This is a genomic window from Amycolatopsis sp. NBC_00348, from assembly GCF_036114655.1.
In the GTDB taxonomy this organism is placed as follows: Bacteria; Actinomycetota; Actinomycetes; order Mycobacteriales; family Pseudonocardiaceae; genus Amycolatopsis.
Genome location: NZ_CP107994.1, coordinates 10,463,714 through 10,479,177 on the forward strand (window position 1 = coordinate 10,463,714; position 15,464 = coordinate 10,479,177).

15 protein-coding genes are annotated in these 15,464 nt (G+C 71.9%); 8 read left to right on the top strand and 7 right to left on the bottom strand.

Features of this window, described 5'->3' with window-relative positions:
* Nucleotides 1–89 precede the first annotated feature (89 nt).
* Nucleotides 90–1,400 carry a signal recognition particle-docking protein FtsY gene (gene ftsY / locus OHS58_RS47395; protein WP_326947127.1) on the top strand — a complete coding sequence of 437 codons (1,311 nt, stop codon included), beginning with the start codon at nucleotides 90–92 and terminating at the stop codon, nucleotides 1,398–1,400.
* Here the strand turns inward: ftsY and OHS58_RS47400 are convergent.
* Nucleotides 1,397–2,167 (bottom strand): hypothetical protein, encoded by a 771-nt coding sequence (locus OHS58_RS47400; protein WP_328646615.1) that lies wholly within the window; start codon nucleotides 2,165–2,167, stop codon nucleotides 1,397–1,399. The genes ftsY and OHS58_RS47400 overlap by 4 nt on opposite strands.
* 54 nt (nucleotides 2,168–2,221) lie before the next feature.
* Nucleotides 2,222–2,788: a hypothetical protein gene (locus OHS58_RS47405; protein WP_328646616.1), complete on the bottom strand. Its 567-nt coding sequence runs from the start codon at nucleotides 2,786–2,788 to the stop codon at nucleotides 2,222–2,224.
* An 82-nt stretch (nucleotides 2,789–2,870) separates the two neighbouring features.
* On the opposite strand from OHS58_RS47405, the gene OHS58_RS47410 reads away from it, so the two are divergent.
* The gene (locus tag OHS58_RS47410) at nucleotides 2,871–3,371 is read left to right on the top strand and encodes a GNAT family N-acetyltransferase (RefSeq protein WP_328646617.1); all 501 of its coding nucleotides are present in this window, start codon (nucleotides 2,871–2,873) and stop codon (nucleotides 3,369–3,371) included.
* A 1-nt stretch (nucleotide 3,372) separates the two neighbouring features.
* Here the strand turns inward: OHS58_RS47410 and OHS58_RS47415 are convergent, their stop codons facing one another.
* Nucleotides 3,373–3,558: a hypothetical protein gene (locus OHS58_RS47415; protein ID WP_328646618.1), complete on the bottom strand. Its 186-nt coding sequence runs from the start codon at nucleotides 3,556–3,558 to the stop codon at nucleotides 3,373–3,375.
* A gap of 102 nt (nucleotides 3,559–3,660) precedes the next feature.
* Nucleotides 3,661–4,437: an IclR family transcriptional regulator gene (locus OHS58_RS47420; RefSeq protein WP_326955250.1), complete on the bottom strand. Its 777-nt coding sequence runs from the start codon at nucleotides 4,435–4,437 to the stop codon at nucleotides 3,661–3,663.
* Between the two features lie 112 nt (nucleotides 4,438–4,549).
* On the opposite strand from OHS58_RS47420, the gene aceB reads away from it, so the two are divergent.
* Both aceB and OHS58_RS47430 read left to right on the top strand, forming a co-directional pair.
* Complete coding sequence (aceB, locus tag OHS58_RS47425) at nucleotides 4,550–6,130, top strand: malate synthase A (RefSeq protein WP_328646619.1); 1,581 nt, start codon at nucleotides 4,550–4,552, stop codon at nucleotides 6,128–6,130.
* On the top strand, nucleotides 6,130–7,317 hold the full coding sequence (locus tag OHS58_RS47430; RefSeq protein ID WP_328646620.1) for a DUF6986 family protein: 1,188 nt from the start codon (nucleotides 6,130–6,132) through the stop codon (nucleotides 7,315–7,317). Before aceB ends, OHS58_RS47430 begins: the two co-directional genes overlap by 1 nt.
* Nucleotides 7,318–7,358: 41 nt before the next feature.
* Here the strand turns inward: OHS58_RS47430 and OHS58_RS47435 are convergent, their stop codons facing one another.
* The 3 genes from OHS58_RS47435 to OHS58_RS47445 are packed head-to-tail and all read right to left on the bottom strand — an operon-like array spanning nucleotide 7,359 to nucleotide 10,430.
* The gene (locus OHS58_RS47435) at nucleotides 7,359–8,561 is read right to left on the bottom strand and encodes a DUF2786 domain-containing protein (RefSeq protein ID WP_328646621.1); all 1,203 of its coding nucleotides are present in this window, start codon (nucleotides 8,559–8,561) and stop codon (nucleotides 7,359–7,361) included.
* Nucleotides 8,562–8,589: 28 nt separating this feature from the next.
* Complete coding sequence (locus OHS58_RS47440) at nucleotides 8,590–9,078, bottom strand: MarR family winged helix-turn-helix transcriptional regulator (RefSeq protein WP_326947135.1); 489 nt, start codon at nucleotides 9,076–9,078, stop codon at nucleotides 8,590–8,592.
* 8 nt (nucleotides 9,079–9,086) lie between these two features.
* Nucleotides 9,087–10,430 carry a PucR family transcriptional regulator gene (locus OHS58_RS47445; protein WP_328646622.1) on the bottom strand — a complete coding sequence of 448 codons (1,344 nt, stop codon included), beginning with the start codon at nucleotides 10,428–10,430 and terminating at the stop codon, nucleotides 9,087–9,089.
* 123 nt (nucleotides 10,431–10,553) lie between these two features.
* Between OHS58_RS47445 and OHS58_RS47450 the strand changes: the two genes are divergently transcribed.
* From OHS58_RS47450 to pucD, 4 genes are read left to right on the top strand one after another with little or no spacing between them, the layout of a single operon-like run.
* A complete protein-coding gene (locus tag OHS58_RS47450) occupies nucleotides 10,554–11,417 on the top strand; it encodes an FAD binding domain-containing protein (protein ID WP_328646623.1) in 864 nt (287 codons plus the stop codon).
* Complete coding sequence (locus tag OHS58_RS47455) at nucleotides 11,408–11,875, top strand: (2Fe-2S)-binding protein (RefSeq protein ID WP_326947138.1); 468 nt, start codon at nucleotides 11,408–11,410, stop codon at nucleotides 11,873–11,875. The genes OHS58_RS47450 and OHS58_RS47455 overlap by 10 nt, the downstream gene beginning before the upstream one ends.
* Complete coding sequence (locus tag OHS58_RS47460) at nucleotides 11,872–13,212, top strand: 8-oxoguanine deaminase (protein ID WP_328646624.1); 1,341 nt, start codon at nucleotides 11,872–11,874, stop codon at nucleotides 13,210–13,212. Before OHS58_RS47455 ends, OHS58_RS47460 begins: the two co-directional genes overlap by 4 nt.
* Nucleotides 13,209–15,464: a xanthine dehydrogenase subunit D gene (gene pucD / locus OHS58_RS47465; protein ID WP_328646625.1), complete on the top strand. Its 2,256-nt coding sequence runs from the start codon at nucleotides 13,209–13,211 to the stop codon at nucleotides 15,462–15,464. Before OHS58_RS47460 ends, pucD begins: the two co-directional genes overlap by 4 nt.

Below are 15,464 nucleotides of genomic sequence, written 5' to 3' on the forward strand. Positions count from 1 at the left end.
TCTTGGCCCAATCGGGATGTACGTCGTTACGAATTGCCTGCGTGGACGGCGGGTCCGCGGTGGCGGCGGGCCAATGAAAGGATGGTGCGGTGTCGAGCTCCTGGTTCATCTTCGTAGTCATCGCGGTCGTCGTGCTGGTCGCCCTGCTGGTGACCGGCCTGCTGATCGCGCGCAAGCGCCGCATCAGCCTGGACGCCCAGCGTGAGGTCGAAGCGAAACCGAAGGGCGGCAGCTACGCGGCCAGCGGGGGCATCGCGCTCGCGCCCGGCGGCGCGGCGCCCGAGGTCGAAGAGCCGGCTGAGCACCCGGTCGACGACCGCCCGGAGACCGACGGCCAGCCCGCCGTCGGCGACGACGCCGCGGTCCCGCGCGACTCGGCCCAGCGCACGGTCCGGGACGTCAAGCTGCCCGACGCCACATCGCCGGACACCGAGGTCGTCGAGCCGGCGCCCGTCGCCGAAGAGATCGACCCCGCGGCCGGCCGGCTGGAGCGGCTGCGCGGGCGGCTGACGAAGTCCCGCTCGATGTTCGGCCAGAGCCTGCTGGGCCTGCTCGGCGCCGGCGACCTCGACGAGGACTCCTGGCAGGACGTCGAAGACACGCTGCTGATGGCCGACCTCGGCGCGGCGACCACGAACCACATCGTCGAGCGGCTGCGCGACGAGCTGTCCCGGCGCGCGGTGCGGAACTCGGCCGAGGCCCGCGAGGTGCTGCACGAGGTGCTGACGGCGGAGCTGTCCACCGACGGCCACCGCGCGGTGCGCGCGCTGCCGCACACCGTCGACGGGCAGAAGCAGCCCGCGGTGGTGCTGGTCGCGGGGGTCAACGGCACGGGCAAGACGACGACCACGGGCAAGCTGGCGCGGGTGCTGGTCGCCCAGGGCGCCACGGTGGTCCTGGGCGCGGCGGACACGTTCCGCGCGGCGGCGGCCGACCAGCTGCAGACGTGGGCCGAGCGCGTCGGCGCGGAGGTCGTGCGCGGCAAGGAAGGCGCGGACCCGGCGGCGGTCGCGTTCGACGCGGTCAAGCGCGGCGTGGACACGGGCGTCGACGCGGTCCTGATCGACACGGCGGGCCGGCTCCACACGAAGACCGGCCTGATGGACGAGCTGGGCAAGGTCAAGCGAGTCGTCGAGAAGCAGGCGAAGGTCGACGAGGTCCTGCTGGTCCTGGACGCGACCACGGGCCAGAACGGCCTGATGCAGGCCCGGGTGTTCGCCGAGGTCATCGACGTCACGGGCATCGTCTTGACGAAGCTGGACGGTACCGCCAAGGGCGGCATCGTGTTCCAGGTCCAGCGCGAGCTGGGCGTCCCGGTGAAGCTCGTGGGCCTTGGCGAGGGACCGGACGACCTGGCGCCGTTCGAGCCGGGTGCGTTCGTGGACGCGTTGCTGGGCTAACGGATCCGTTTCCGGGTGGCCCAGTCGTGGACGGTGCCACCCGCCTTGAAGTGGCTGTCGTGGTGCATGCACAGTCCGTTCGCGCTGAAGGTGGAAACCGCCATGGTGCAGCGCGAGCCGCGCTGCACCACGCTCGCGCGGCACCGCGCGTTCGCCGTGGCGGTGAAGGCAGCCGGCTGCTCCGCGAGCAGCGCGGCTTGGCGCGCGCGAACCCATGAGGCCGGCAGCTGCGGCCGGTCGGGGCGCGGCGGCAGCTCGAACGGGCTTGTCCCGTCCGGCTTGCGCAGGCCGAGCCGTTCGAGCAGCTCCTTGGTCGGCGCCTCGGTGGTGATGCCGAGCTGATCGGTCCGGTTGCTGGCCACCCAGTGGCGGACCCAGCCGACGCCGTGCAGCACCGGGTTGCCGCCGAGCTGCGCGGGCGCGTCGAGGACCAGCGCGCTGATCAGGTAGTCGTCGCGTGCCAGGGTCAGGTGCGCGGTCTCGCCGAGCAGCATCGGCACCGTCACCCCGTGCGGTTCCCCGGCGGTCCCGGCCGGGGCCGTTTGGAAGGCCAGCAGCACGGGACGCCGTCCGGCGGGCACGTGCCGTACGACGATGTCGACGTCGCTGGTCACGTCGCCGATCCGGTGGCGCCGGGGATCCGGCAGCGTGACAGCCCGCCGTGAACCGTCGAAGGCCCGGTCCACGGCCCGTTCGGCGAGCCTGCCGACGACCGCCGCAGCCGCGGCCTGACCCAGCCAGACGAGTGATCCGGTGAACGGTTCCAAGTCGAGCCCCCTCTCGCTCTCCTTCAGAGTCGCGAGACGGCGGCCGGATACCGGCTAGAGCCGGGAAGGCGGTAAACGGAACAACGGCGTGCCGTCCGCCTTCCGCAGTCCCAGCTGCAGCAGCACCGGCGCCGACGGGTGGTGGGCCGGGATGATCAGGGGTGACGTCCGGCGGGCGGTGACCGTCAGGCGGGACCAGCCGATGCCCTGCAGCGTCTGGCCGGAGCGCTTGCGCGCCAACGGGTCGACGATCATCGCGGCGCCGAAGTAGTCGCCGCCCGGCAGGTTCACGCGGGTCGTGTGGCCGAGGACGATCGAGAAGACCGTGCCCGTGCGGCTGCCGTCTTCCTGCAGCGTGAGGATCACCGGTGTCCGGGTCCGGATCGTCAGCTGGTGCCGCACCGAGATCTCGACCGTCCCCGGCACCGACCCACCCGGGCGCGGCGGCCAGGAGGGCGGTAGCGGCGGCCCGTCGAGCGCGCGGTCGACGAGCCGGTCGAGCAGGTTCGAGGCGGCGCCCTGAGCGAGCCAGGCGAGCGCGCCGCCGGTATGGGAGTCCATGCCGTCCTTCCGCGAAAATCGGATGACGGGCGGGTGCGCGCCGAAGGAGAATCCGGGCATGCCCGGTTGACGCAGGTCCGCTCGTGCCCCTCCTCGCCCCAGACGTCCCAAAGCCGTCATTCGCTGCGAGAGAGGACCAATCATGCCCATCATCCACGGTGCGCGGGTACTTTTGCGTACCATTTCGGCAAAAGATCGCGCCCGCGTCCGCGAAATCCTCGCCACCCCGGAGGTCGCCCGCTGGTGGGGCGACGCGGCCCACGAGGTCGACGGCCTGTACGAGGTCGAGGCCGGCTACACCAGCTACGTGATCGAACTCGACGGCCTGGTCGTCGGGATCATCCAGAGCTGCGAGGAGCTGGAGCCGCAGTACCACCACGCGGGCATCGACATCTCGCTGCATCCGGACTTCCACGGCCGCGGCCTCGGCACGGACGCCCTCCGCACGCTGGCCCGCCACCTGCTGGACAACGGCCACCACCGCCTGACGATCGACCCGGCGGCGTCCAACGAGACGGCGATCCGGGTCTACACGAAGCTGGGCTTCCGCCCGGTCGGCGTGCTGCGCCGCTACGAGCGCGCCCCGGACGGCACCTGGCGCGACGGCCTGCTCATGGACATGCTGGCGGGGGAACTGAGGTGAGTCAGTCCTTGTCGACGACCTGCTGCAGGAGCCGGATCATCCCTTCGAGCCTCGCGTTGAGGTCGGCAAAACCTTTGTCGATCGTTGTGCCAAGGCTGCCGAGGTCGGTGCCGAGGCTGTCGAGTTGCTTGCACTGTTCGATCTGCGTTTCGTGCAGGTCATTCAGCAGTGCGGTGTGGCAGCTCAAGATGCGCCGGATTTCGGCGGCTCGGCTCGGTACGGCACGGATCGGACACGTCGATCAGGGTATCGGCCGCCATGAGCTCTGAGTCACCGGCGATCACTCATCTCACACGGTGACCGTGGCCTGGGAGAGGCTCGCACCCAGTGCGTCCGCCACCCGTTGCACCGCCGGGGCGATGTGCGCCACCGCCTCGGCGGTCAGCCGGCCCGACGGCCCGGACACCGACACCGCGGCCGGCACCGGCGCGCCCGGCACGGCCACCGCGACGCAACGGACCCCCAGCTCCTGCTCCGCCTCGTCCAGCGCGTACCCCTGCGTGGCGATCCGGGCCAGCTCCACGGCCAGCGCGTCCGCGTCGGTGAACGTGTGCTCGGTATAAGCCGGCATGCCGGTCCGCGAGAGCAGTGACCGCACGTCGTCCGCGGGCAGGTGGGCCAGCATCGCCTTGCCGACGCCGGTGCCGTGCGGCAGCAGCCGCCGGCCGACCTCGGTGAACATGCGCATCGAGTGCTTCGAGGGCACCTGGGCCACGTAGACGACCTCGTCGCGCTCCAGGACCGCCAGGTTCGCCGTCTCGCCGACCTCCTCGACCAGCTCCGCCAGCAGCGGCCGCGCCCAGGCGCCGAACTGCATGCTCGCGTTCTCGCCGAGCCGGATCAGCCGCGCGCCCAGCGCGTACCGGCGGTTGGTGTTCTGCCGGACGTACCCCAGGTCGACCAGGGTGCGGATGAGCCGGTGGATCGTCGGCATCGGCAGCCCGGACAGCGTCGCGAGCTCGGACAAGCTGGCTTCACCGCCGGTGTCCGCGAGGTGTTCCAGCAGCTCGAAGGCACGCTGCAGGGACTGGACGCCGCCATCGCGCCCGTTCTTCTCCGCTGCCACCGGTGGTCCTCCTTACGTCTGCGTTGAGCTTCCGCTATGCAGAAACTATAGTCCGGCTGGTAGAAAACCGTAGGGCCGTTATCCAAAGATCCGAACCCTCGAGGTGTTCCACATGTCTTCTGAAGTCCAGGTGCTGGGCGACCCGGTCGAGCGCGGCGACGAGATCCTGACGCCGGAGGCGCTCGCCTTCCTCGCCGGCCTGCACGACGCCTTCGCCGGCCGCCGCGACGAGCTGCTGCAGGCGCGCGGCAAGCGCCGCGAGGAGGCCCGCACCACCGGCAAGCTGGATTTCCTGCCGGAGACGAAGGAGATCCGCGAGGGCGACTGGCAGGTCGCCGAGGCGCCGGCCGCGCTGCGCGACCGCCGTGTCGAGATCACCGGGCCGACCGACCGCAAGATGACCATCAACGCGCTCAACTCCGGCGCGAAGGTCTGGCTCGCCGACCTCGAAGACGCCAACACCCCGCACTGGGCCAACGTGGTGTCCGGGCAGGTCAACCTGTACGACGCCGTCCGCGAGGACATCACGCTGGAGAGCGGCGGCAAGAGCTACGCGCTGAAGGACGACGTCGAGCACGCCACCATCGTCGTCCGCCCGCGCGGCTGGCACCTCGACGAGCGCGGCCTGTCCTTCGGCGGGCGCCAGGCCGTCGGCGCGCTGATCGACTTCGGCCTGCACTTCTTCCACAACGCGAAGGAGTCGCTCAGCCGCGGCAAGGGCCCGTACTACTACCTCCCGAAGATGGAGAGCCACCTCGAAGCGCGGCTCTGGAACGACGTCTTCACCCACGCCGAGAAGACGCTCGGCATCGAGCACGGCACCGTCCGCGCGACCGTGCTGATCGAGACCATCCCGGCCGCGTTCGAGATGGAGGAGATCCTCTACGAGCTGCGCGAGCACGCCTCGGGCCTCAACGCGGGCCGCTGGGACTACCTGTTCAGCATGATCAAGTACTTCCGCGACGCGGGCGAGAAGTTCGTGCTGCCGGACCGCAACTCCGTCACCATGACCGCGCCGTTCATGCGTGCCTACACCGAGCTGCTCGTGCGCACCTGCCACAAGCGCGGCGCGTTCGCGATCGGCGGCATGGCCGCGTTCATCCCGAACCGCAACGATCCCGACGTCACCAAGGCCGCGCTCGACAAGGTCCGCGCCGACAAGAGCCGCGAGGCCGGCGACGGCTTCGACGGCTCCTGGGTCGCGCACCCGGGCATGGTCGACATCTGCCGCGAGGAGTTCGACAAGGTCCTCGGCGACCAGCCGAACCAGCTCGACCGCACCCGCGACGAGGTGAGCGTCACCGCCGACCAGCTGCTCGACGTCGCCTCGACGCCGGGTGGCGCGACGGCGGCCGGCCTGCGCGCGGCGGTGGACGTCGGCATCCGCTACATCGCGTCCTGGCTGTCCGGCAACGGCGCGGCGGCGATCCACAACCTGATGGAAGACGCGGCGACGGCGGAGATCTCGCGTTCGCAGGTCTGGCAGTGGGTCAAGAACGGGACCACTTTGGACACCGGCGACGTCGTGACGTCCGAGCTGGTGCGCGGCGTGCTGGCCGAGGTCCGCGGCGAGCTGGCCGCGGAGATCAAGCCGGAGCAGCTGGAGCCGGCCGTCGAGCTGTTCGAGCAGGTCGCGCTGGCCGACGGCTTCCCGGACTTCCTGACGCTGCCCGCGTACGAGCGGATCAAGTAGTGCGGCTGTCCCAGGACGTCTACGACGCCGCCGACGCGCGCCTGGCCGAGGCCGACGCGCGCGTCGCGGCGTTGTACCCGGGGGAGCGGCCGGGGCGGCAGCCGGTGCACACCGTGTACGTCCCGGCGTCGCAGTACCGGACGCGGCTGGTCGCGGACTGGGGCAAACAGGCCATGCGGGTCTTCGTCGAGCACGAAGACCTGCTGGGCCTGGACGCCGACGTCTACGAGCGCGTCCGGGCCAAGCTGCTCACCGAGCCGATCGAGGACCTGCGGATCGACTTCGAGGACGGCTTCGGCCGCGTCCCGGACGACGTCGAGGACGCGGCGGCGCGCGCGGCGGGCCAGACCCTCGCGACCACGGGCGGCACGCCGTTCGTCGGCATCCGCTTCAAGAGCTTCGAGGCTTTGACGCGCCACCGCGGGATCCGCACCCTGGACCTGTTCCTGGGCAGCCTGCTGGAGCACGGGCCACTGCCGTCCGGATTCGTCGTCACGCTGCCGAAGGTGACGGCGGTCGACCAGGTCTCGGTGGCTGCGGAAGTGCTGGCCCGCCTGGAATCCGCGTACGACCTGCCCGAGCGGACGTTGCGCTTCGAGGTCCAGATCGAGACGACGCAGTCCATTGTGGACGCCGACGGCACGCTGGCGGTGGCCCGCATCGTGCACGCCGCGGACGGCCGCTGTTCGGGCCTGCACTACGGCACGTACGACTACAGCGCCGGCCTCGGCATCGCGGCGGCGTACCAGAGCATGGAGCACCCGGCGGCCGACCTGGCCAAGCAGCTGATGCAGGTCTCGGCGGCGGGCACGGGCGTCCGCCTCTCGGACGGCTCGACCAACCGCCTCCCCCTCGGCGACGCTCTCCCGTCGGCGTGGGCCGAGCACCTGCGCCTGGTCCGCCGGTCCCTGGAACGCGGCTTCTACCAGGGCTGGGACCTGCACGCCCACCAGCTGCCGACCCGCTTCGCCGCGACATACACGTTCTACCGCGAGAACTTCCCGTCGGCGGTGGACCGGTTGCGCGCGTACGCGGAGAAGACGTCCGGGGGAGTGCTGGACGAACCGGCGACGGCGCAGGCGCTGGCGGTGTACCTGTTGCGGGGCCTGGACTGTGGGGCTCTCGACGAAGGCGAACTGCCGTTCGGACGCCCGGTGCTGGAGAAGTACGCGCTCCGGCTCGCCTGAGGCTCGTGAGTGTTTAGGGCGGTTAGAACCGCCCTAAACACTCACGAGCCCTGAAGCCGGGCACGGTCGGCGGCCGACCGTCCGGCGTCCCAGCCGTCGAGGTCGCGGACCGTCACCGACTTGCCCACCACCTCCGGGAAGAGCTCCGTGAACGCCGCCTTCACCTTCAGCTCGTGGGACGCCAGCACCGGCAGCAGCCGGTCCGAGTCGGGCGAGGACGACAGGGTCGCCTTGGCGGCCTTCTCCAGCCGCTCGCCGATCCGCGTCGCGTAGGAGACGAGGAACGACTGCCGGAACGCGCGTGAGCGGCCGGCCGGGTCGGCGATCATCGCGCGCGTCGCCTGGACCAGCAGTGACGTCGTCAGCAGCGCGATGGCGTCCAGGTCGTTCTCGTCGCCGACGACGGTGACGAACCCCCAGCGCGGGTCGAAGACGGCCTGGCAGCGGTTCGCCGTCGCGACCACGTGGACCAGGAGCGACTTGGCGTCGAGGTACGGCGTGTCGAGCCAGAGCCGCCGCGACGCCGGCACGTCCGGGACCGACGTTTCCACCAGCACGCGGTCGAGCGCGTACCGCGTCATCAGCTCCTGCGCCTTCGCGGACAGCGCCTCGGCCTCCTCCGGGAACGAGCTCGACTCGGCCTTGGCCAGCAGCGCGCGGACCCGGCCCAGCTTCTTCTCGTCCACGGCGTGGTGGACCGGTGGCCGATAAGGCGTCCCGGGTACCGGAAGGACAGGGTTCAGCGCCGGCATCGACACCAGGAGCCCGAGGGCTTCGACGACGGTCGTCACCGCTTCGGCGGGGGTCAGGATGTGCTTCGCCGCCCACTGCGTGAAGTGCGGCTCGGACGTCGACCACCAGGCGACGGCGCCGACGTCGTCCAGCTGCTCCCGCCAGCCCGGGTGCAGGGTCGCGAACTGCCCGGCGTAGCCGGCGAGCGTGTCGAGCACGTACGAGACGGCGAACTCGTCGACCCGCCGCCGGGCCGCCTGGTCGACGTCCTCGGGCAGCCAGCCGTTGCGGCAGGGCCGGGTGATCGCCCGCCGGGCGGCCAGGTCCGCGCCTTCCGCGAGTTCCGGTGCCGGTTCGAAGCCTTTCGCGAGCCTCTTCGCGGACGCCTTGGCCGCGCCGGGAACGCCGCGCGCGACGTCGTAGGCCGCGGCGAGCAGGGCGTCGCCGAACTCCCCGGCCGTCCGGGGCGCCGGGACGTCCTCGACGGCCGCCCGGCGTTTCTGCTTACCCACTTCTCAACCCCTCGATCGGAAAACTCGCTCAGCGCAGCCGGGGGAGGGCGTCGCGGGCCGCGTGGCTCAGCCGCCGCAGGTCGTCGGCGAACCGCTCCCGGTGCTCCTCCGGCAACGGCGAGAAGAAGTACTGCTCGATGTTCGCCACGTGCAGCCGGCTCGCGCGCACCGTCGTCCGCTCGCCGAGCTCGGTCAGGCGCACCAGCTGGACGCGCCGGTCGCGCGGGTGGGCCGTGCGGGTCACCAGGCCGAGGGCCTCCATCCGGTCGACCAGCCGGGTCGCGCCGCCGGTCGTCAGCACCTGCTCCTGGGCGATCGAGCGCATCGTCAGCCCGTCGTCGCCCGCGCGCCCGACGATCAGCAGCACCTCGTACATCAGGTGGGTGATCCCGCACTCCTTCTCCAGCGCGCGGCCGAGCAGGTATTCGAGCCGGTTCGCCGCGCCCTGGAGCCGCCCGAAGGCCAGCACGCGGGGGTCGTGCCCCGCCTGCCGCGCCGAGGTGATTTCGGGTTCCACGCTCCCCATCATCCTGCTTGGTCCCCGGCGCGCAGCGCCAGGTAGACGTCGAGCTGGTCGGTGAACTCCGTCAGGTCCGCGCCGAGCAGCTCGCCGGCCCGGCCGATGCGGTAGCGCAGGGTGTTGACGTGGACGTGCAGCGCCTTCGCCGCCCGGGTCGGCGAGCCCGAGCACTCCAGGAACACCCGCACCGTGTGCACCAGGTCCGTGTGCTGCTCGGCGTCGTAATCCAGCAGCGGCCCGAGGACACGCCGGCGCAGCGCGGCCCGCAGCCCGTCCGGCGCCCCGGCGAGCAGCAGCTGGTGCACGCCGATCTCCTCACCCGGCACCACGACGACCCGCCCGGGGCGCCGCGACGCCACCGCCAGCGCGTAGGCCGCGACCTCGCGTGCCTCATCGCGAGGCGCGGCATCGCCGACCCCGCAGACGATCCGGCGCGCCGCGAGCAATGGCTCCACTGTGGACAGAGCCGTGAAAGCGTCCGACGGCCACCGCGCGGTCACGGCGTACGTCGTCTCGCCGCCGGGTTCGACGAGCGTCGCGTCCGGCAGCAGCTCCCGCAGGACGTCCCGGCTCTCGTCGCTGCCTTCGGTCCGCAACGCGACCACACGCACGTCGCCGGTCAGGTCGGCTTCGGACGGCTTCGCGCGCGCCCGGGTGACGCCGACGAGCCCCGCCAGCTCCTCGGTCAGCTCGGTCTGCGCGGTGCTCAGCGGCCCGCCGACGGCGATCAGCCACGGCACGGCGTGCCGGCCCTCCACCGGCGTCAGCGTCAACGGCCCCGCCGTGTCCTGCCTCGCGGCGTACCGCTGGACGACGTCCTCGACCGGCATCGGCAGCGGCGCCGTCCCGGCGACCACCCGGCCCAGCGTCGACAGCACCCAGCAGGGCAGGCCCAGCTCGGCCGACGCGCTCTCCAGCAGCGTCCCGACCGGGGCGTCCGCGGCGGCCAGCAAACGTTTGCGGGAGCTGTCGGACGCGGCCGCGAGCGCCAGCACCACCTGCTCGGTGACCACCGAGAACGACAGGTCGATCGGCACTTCGAGCAGCGGGATCCGGTGCCGCTCGCAGGCGTCGACGACGTCGTCCGGGATGCCGTCGGAGTCGGCGCCGGACGCGGCCAGCGCCGCCGCGCCGGAGCGGGCCAGCGCGGCCACGAACGGCTCGGCGTCCCCCGGCCCGCGCCACCAGAGCAAGCCGGAAAGCACCAGCTCACCGGCCGACAGGTACCGTCCGGGGTCGGGCAGTTCGGTGACGTAGATGCGCGTCACCGGCCGGTCGAGCAGGTCGGCCCCGGCCCGCGGGCGCAGCCGCAGCCCCGGCAGGTCCAGCAGAGTTTTCACGGTCGTCATCAGGCTTGTAGGAAAGCACAAACGCGCGGGGTTCCGCTCGGGTGCGTTTCATGGCCCGCGCCGTTGCCGCCCCGCCCGGTTGGGCGTCTACTGGTCTATCGCCCTCTTCGAAAAGGAGCACGAGTGGAGTTCCTGCGTCCCACGACGCTCGCCGAGGCCCTGGCCCACAAAGCCGAGCGCCCGGACGCCGTCCCCATCGCCGGCGGCACGGACGTCATGGTCGAGCTGAACTTCGACCACCGCCGCCCGGACGCCCTGCTCGACCTGACCCGCGTGCCTGAACTGGCGGAGTGGTCCACAGCGGACGGCACGGTCCGGCTCGGCGCCGGCGTCCCGTACTCCCGCGTCATCGCCGAAGTGGGTGAACTCGTCCCGGCGCTGGCCATGGCCTCGCGCACGGTCGGCTCGCCCCAGATCCGCAACCGCGGCACGGTCGGCGGCAACCTCGGCGCCGCCTCACCCGCCGGCGACACCCACCCGGTGCTGCTGGCCCTGGACGCGCGGGTCGAAGTCGCCTCCGTACGAGGGAGCCGGATCCTCCCCGCGGAGGAGTTCTACGTCGGGGTGAAGCGCCACTCGCTGGCGCCGGACGAGCTGATCACCGCCGTCCACCTGCCCGCGCACGCCGGGCCGCAGCAGTTCGCCAAGGTCGGGACGCGCAACGCGATGGTCATCGCGGTCTGCTCCTTCGCGTTGGCCCTGCGCGACGGCGACGTCGGCGCGGCCATCGGGTCTGCCGCACCCACGCCGCGCCGGGCCCGCGCCGCCGAGGAGTTCCTCACCGCGGAGCTGCCGTGGGGCTCGCCGGAGCCGTTGCCGGACTCCCTGAAACGCCGCTTCGGCGACCTGGTTGCCGAAGCGACGTCGCCGATCGACGATGTCCGCGGCAGCGCCGCGTACCGCAAACACGCGCTGTCGGTGCTCGCGCGGCGTACGTTGACGTGGGCCTGGGACGAGCACCGGACGGGGGAGCGGGTTTGCGCCTGAATGTCACGATCAACGGCGAGAAACGGCAGGCCGACGACGTCTGGGAGGGCGAAAGCCTGCTCTACGTGCTGCGCGAGCGGCTCGGCCTGCCGGGCTCGAAGAACGCCTGTGAGCAGGGCGAATGCGGTTCCTGCACGGTCTACCTCGACGCCGTTCCGGTGTGCGCCTGCCTGGTCGCGGCCGGACAGGCCGAGGGCCGCGTGGTGCGCACGGTCGAGGGTCTGGCCGACGGCGACGTCCTCGACCCGATCCAGCAGTCCTTTGTGGACCAGGGTGCCGTCCAGTGCGGGTTCTGCACGCCGGGGCTGGTCGTCGCCGCGCACGACCTGCTGAACCGCGTCGCCGATCCGAGCGACGAAGAGATCCGCGAAGCGCTGGCCGGCAACCTCTGCCGCTGCACCGGCTACGAAAAGATCCTCGACGCCGTGCGCGCCGTGGCGAAGGGCGGGGTCGCGTGAGGACACTCATCACCGGCGGGGCGATCGCCACGGTCAGCGGCGAGGAGTACGCCAGCGGCTACGTCGTCGTCGAGAACGACCGGATCGCCGAAGTCGGCGAAGGCGTTTACACCGGCGAGTTCGACGAGCGCGTCGACGCGTCGGGCTGCCTGGTCACGCCCGGCCTGATCAACACCCACCACCACCTCTACCAGTGGGCGACCCGCGGGATGGCCGCCGACCACACGCTCTTCCAGTGGCTGGTCGCGCTCTACCCGGTCTGGGGCCGGCTCGACGCGGAGATCACGCACGCCGCCGCCACGGCCGGGATGGCGCGGCTGGCCCTGACCGGCTGCACCACCGTCGCCGACCACCACTACGTCTTCCCCCGCGACGGCGGCGACCAGGTGGCCGCGCTGGCGTCGGCCCGGCAGCGGATCGGCGTCCGGCTGCACGTCGTGCGCGGTTCGATGGACCGCGGCGAGTCCGACGGCGGGCTGCCGCCGGACAACCTCGTCGAGACGACCGACGACGCGCTGGCCGGCACCGAAGCGGCGATCGGCCGCTTCCACGACGACTCGGCGGAAGCGCACCTGCAGATCGCCGTCGGCCCGTGCTCGCCGTTCTCGGTCACCGAACGGCTGATGTCCGGCGCGGCCGAACTGGCCCGCAGCAAGGGCGTCCGGCTCCACACGCACCTCGCCGAGACGATCGACGAAGAGCAGCAGTGCCTGGCCGAAGTCGGCTGCACGCCCGCCGAATACGCCGACAAGCTGGGCTGGCTCGCCGACGACGTCTGGCTCGCGCACACCATCCACCTCGCGCCCGACGCGATCCGCCGCTTCGGCGCGACCGGCACCGGCTCGGCGCACTGCCCGACGTCCAACGGCCGCATCGGCGCCGGCATCGCCCCGGTCCGCGACCTGCTCGACGCGGGCGTCGCGGTCGGCCTCGGCGCCGACGGGGCCGCGTCCAACGAGTCCGGCGGGCTCGGCGAAGAGCTGCACCAGGCGTTGCTGCAGGCGCGGCAACGCGGTGGCCCGCGCGGGCTGACCACGCGCGAGGCGCTGTGGATGGGCACGATGGGCGGCGCCCGCTGCCTCGGCCGGGCGGACGACCTCGGCTCGATCGAGCCCGGCAAGCTCGCCGACCTGGCGATCTGGGACCTGACCGGCCTGAACTACGCGGGCATCACCGATCCGGTCGCGGCGCTGGTCCTGGGCACGACACCGCCGGTGCGGCGGCTGTTCGTCGGTGGCAAGGCCGTCGTCGAGGACGGCACGCTGCGGGAGGCGGACGAGTCCGAGATCGCGTCGGAGCTGAAGTCGGCGAGCGCCAGACTGCGGGAGGACCGATGACCGCCACCGTCGGCACGCAGACGGGCAACGGCGTCGGCACCTCGCCGCGGCGTCCCGACGGGACGGTCAAGGTGCGCGGCGAGTTCGCGTACTCCTCGGACCTGTGGCACGAGGACATGGTGTGGGGCGTGACCCTGCGCAGCCCGCACCCGTACGCGCGGATCACCGGGATCGACATCACCGACGCCCTGAAGGTGCCCGGGGTCTACGCCGTGCTGACGCACGAGGACGTCCCCGGAGTCAACCGCTACGGGCTGGAGCACACCGACCAGCCCGTGCTCGCTTCTTCCGTTGTGCGGTACCAGGGTGAGCCGGTCGCGCTGGTCGCCGCCGACCACCCGGAGACCGCGCGGCGCGCGATGAAGCGGATCGTCGTTTCCTACGAAGAACTCTCTCCCGTAACGGACTCCGAAGCGGCCGTCGCCGGCGAAGGTGCTTCGCTGCACGACGGCGGCAACGTCGTCCGGCACGTGAAGATCCGCCGCGGGCCGCAGGATCTTTCCGCAGACGTCGTCGTGTCCGGCGTCTACGAGGTCGGCATGCAGGACCAGGCGTTCCTCGGCCCGGAGTCCGGGCTCGCCGTGCCGGACACCGAGGGCGGCGTCGACCTGTACGTCGCGACGCAGTGGCTGCACGTCGACCAGCAGCAGATCGTCGCCGCGCTGGGCCTGCCGGTGGAGAAGGTACGGCTCACGCTCGGCGGTGTCGGGGGCGCGTTCGGCGGGCGTGAGGACCTGTCGATGCAGGTCCACGCGTGCCTGCTGGCGTTGCACACCGGCAAGCCGGTGAAGATGGTCTACAACCGCGAAGAGTCCTTCTACGGGCATGTGCACCGCCACCCGGCGAAGATGTACTACGAGCACGGCGCCACCCGCGACGGCCGGCTCGTCTACGTGCGGACGCGGTTGTTCCTCGACGGCGGCGCGTACGCGTCCTCGACCGGTGCCGTCGTCGCGAACGCCGCGACGCTCGGCGTCGGACCGTACACAGTGGACAGTGTGGCGGTCGACTGCTGGGGCACCTACACGAACAACCCGCCGTGCGGCGCGATGCGCGGCTTCGGCGCGGTGCAGGCGGCGTTCGGCTACGAGTCGCAGATGGACAAGCTCGCGGCTGCCTGCGGCCTCGACCCGGTGGAGATCCGCGTCCGCAACGCGATGAGCGAAGGCGCGCTGATGCCGACCGGCCAGGCCGTCGACTCCGCCGCCCCGGTCGCCGAGCTGCTGGACCTGGTGCGCGCCAAGCCGATGCCCCCGGACCGGCCGTTCGACCTGCGGCACATGCCGGGCGGCGTCTCCAACACGACGCACGGCGAAGGCGTCGTCCGCGGCGTCGGCTACGCCGTCGGGATCAAGAACGTCTGCTTCTCCGAAGGCTTCGACGACTACTCGACCGCGCGGGTGCGGCTGCAGCTGGTCGGCGGCGAGCCGGCGGCGACCGTGCACACCGCGGCCTGCGAAGTCGGCCAGGGCCTGGTGACGATCATGCAGCAGATCGTCCGGACCGAGCTGGGCGTCGAGCAGGTGACGGTGCTGCCGATGGACACCTCGATCGGCAACGGCGGCTCGACGTCGGCGTCACGCCAGTCGTACGTGACCGGCGGCGCGGTGCAGGCCGCCTGCGTGGCGGTGCGGGCGCGGCTGCTGTCCCGGTTCGACCGGAAGACACGCGTCGTCGGCGGCAAGCTCGTCGCGGTCGACGGCCAGGTGCTCGCCGACCTGGTGGACGTCCTCGCCGACGACGTCTACGACGAGACGGTGGAGTGGCGGCACCGGCCTACTTCGTCGTTGGATCCGGAAACCGGGCAGGGCATGGCGCACGTGCAGTACGCGTTCGCCGCGCACCGGGCCGTCGTCGACGTCGACGTCGAGCTGGGCCTGGTCAAGGTGGTCGCGCTGGACTGCGCGCAGGACGTCGGCAAGGCGCTGAACCCGCAGGCCGTGCTGGGCCAGATCCAGGGTGGTTCGGCGCAGGGGCTCGGGCTCGCGGTGATGGAGGAGATCCAGACCTCCGGCGGGAAGATCCGGAACCCCTCCTTCACCGACTACCTGATCCCGACGGTCCTGGACATGCCGCCGATGAGCATCGACGTCCTGGAACGCCCGGACCCGCACGCGCCGTACGGCCTGCGCGGGGTGGGGGAGCCGCCGACGATCTCGTCGACCCCGGCGATCGTGGCGGCGATCCGGGCCGCGACCGGGCTCGCGCTCACGCGCGTCCCGGTGCGGCCCGAACACCTGACGGGGACCTGA

What these genes read in the sequence shown, in the direction of transcription:
- OHS58_RS47405 (WP_328646616.1), bottom strand. Translation starts at nt 2,788, where the DNA reads ATGCCCGGATTCTCCTTCGGCGCGCACCCGCCCGTCATCCGATTTTCG.
- OHS58_RS47410 (WP_328646617.1), top strand. Translation starts at nt 2,871, where the DNA reads ATGCCCATCATCCACGGTGCGCGGGTACTTTTGCGTACCATTTCGGCA.
- aceB (WP_328646619.1), top strand. Translation starts at nt 4,550, where the DNA reads ATGTCTTCTGAAGTCCAGGTGCTGGGCGACCCGGTCGAGCGCGGCGAC.
- OHS58_RS47445 (WP_328646622.1), bottom strand. Translation starts at nt 10,430, where the DNA reads ATGACGACCGTGAAAACTCTGCTGGACCTGCCGGGGCTGCGGCTGCGC.
- pucD (WP_328646625.1), top strand. Translation starts at nt 13,209, where the DNA reads ATGACCGCCACCGTCGGCACGCAGACGGGCAACGGCGTCGGCACCTCG.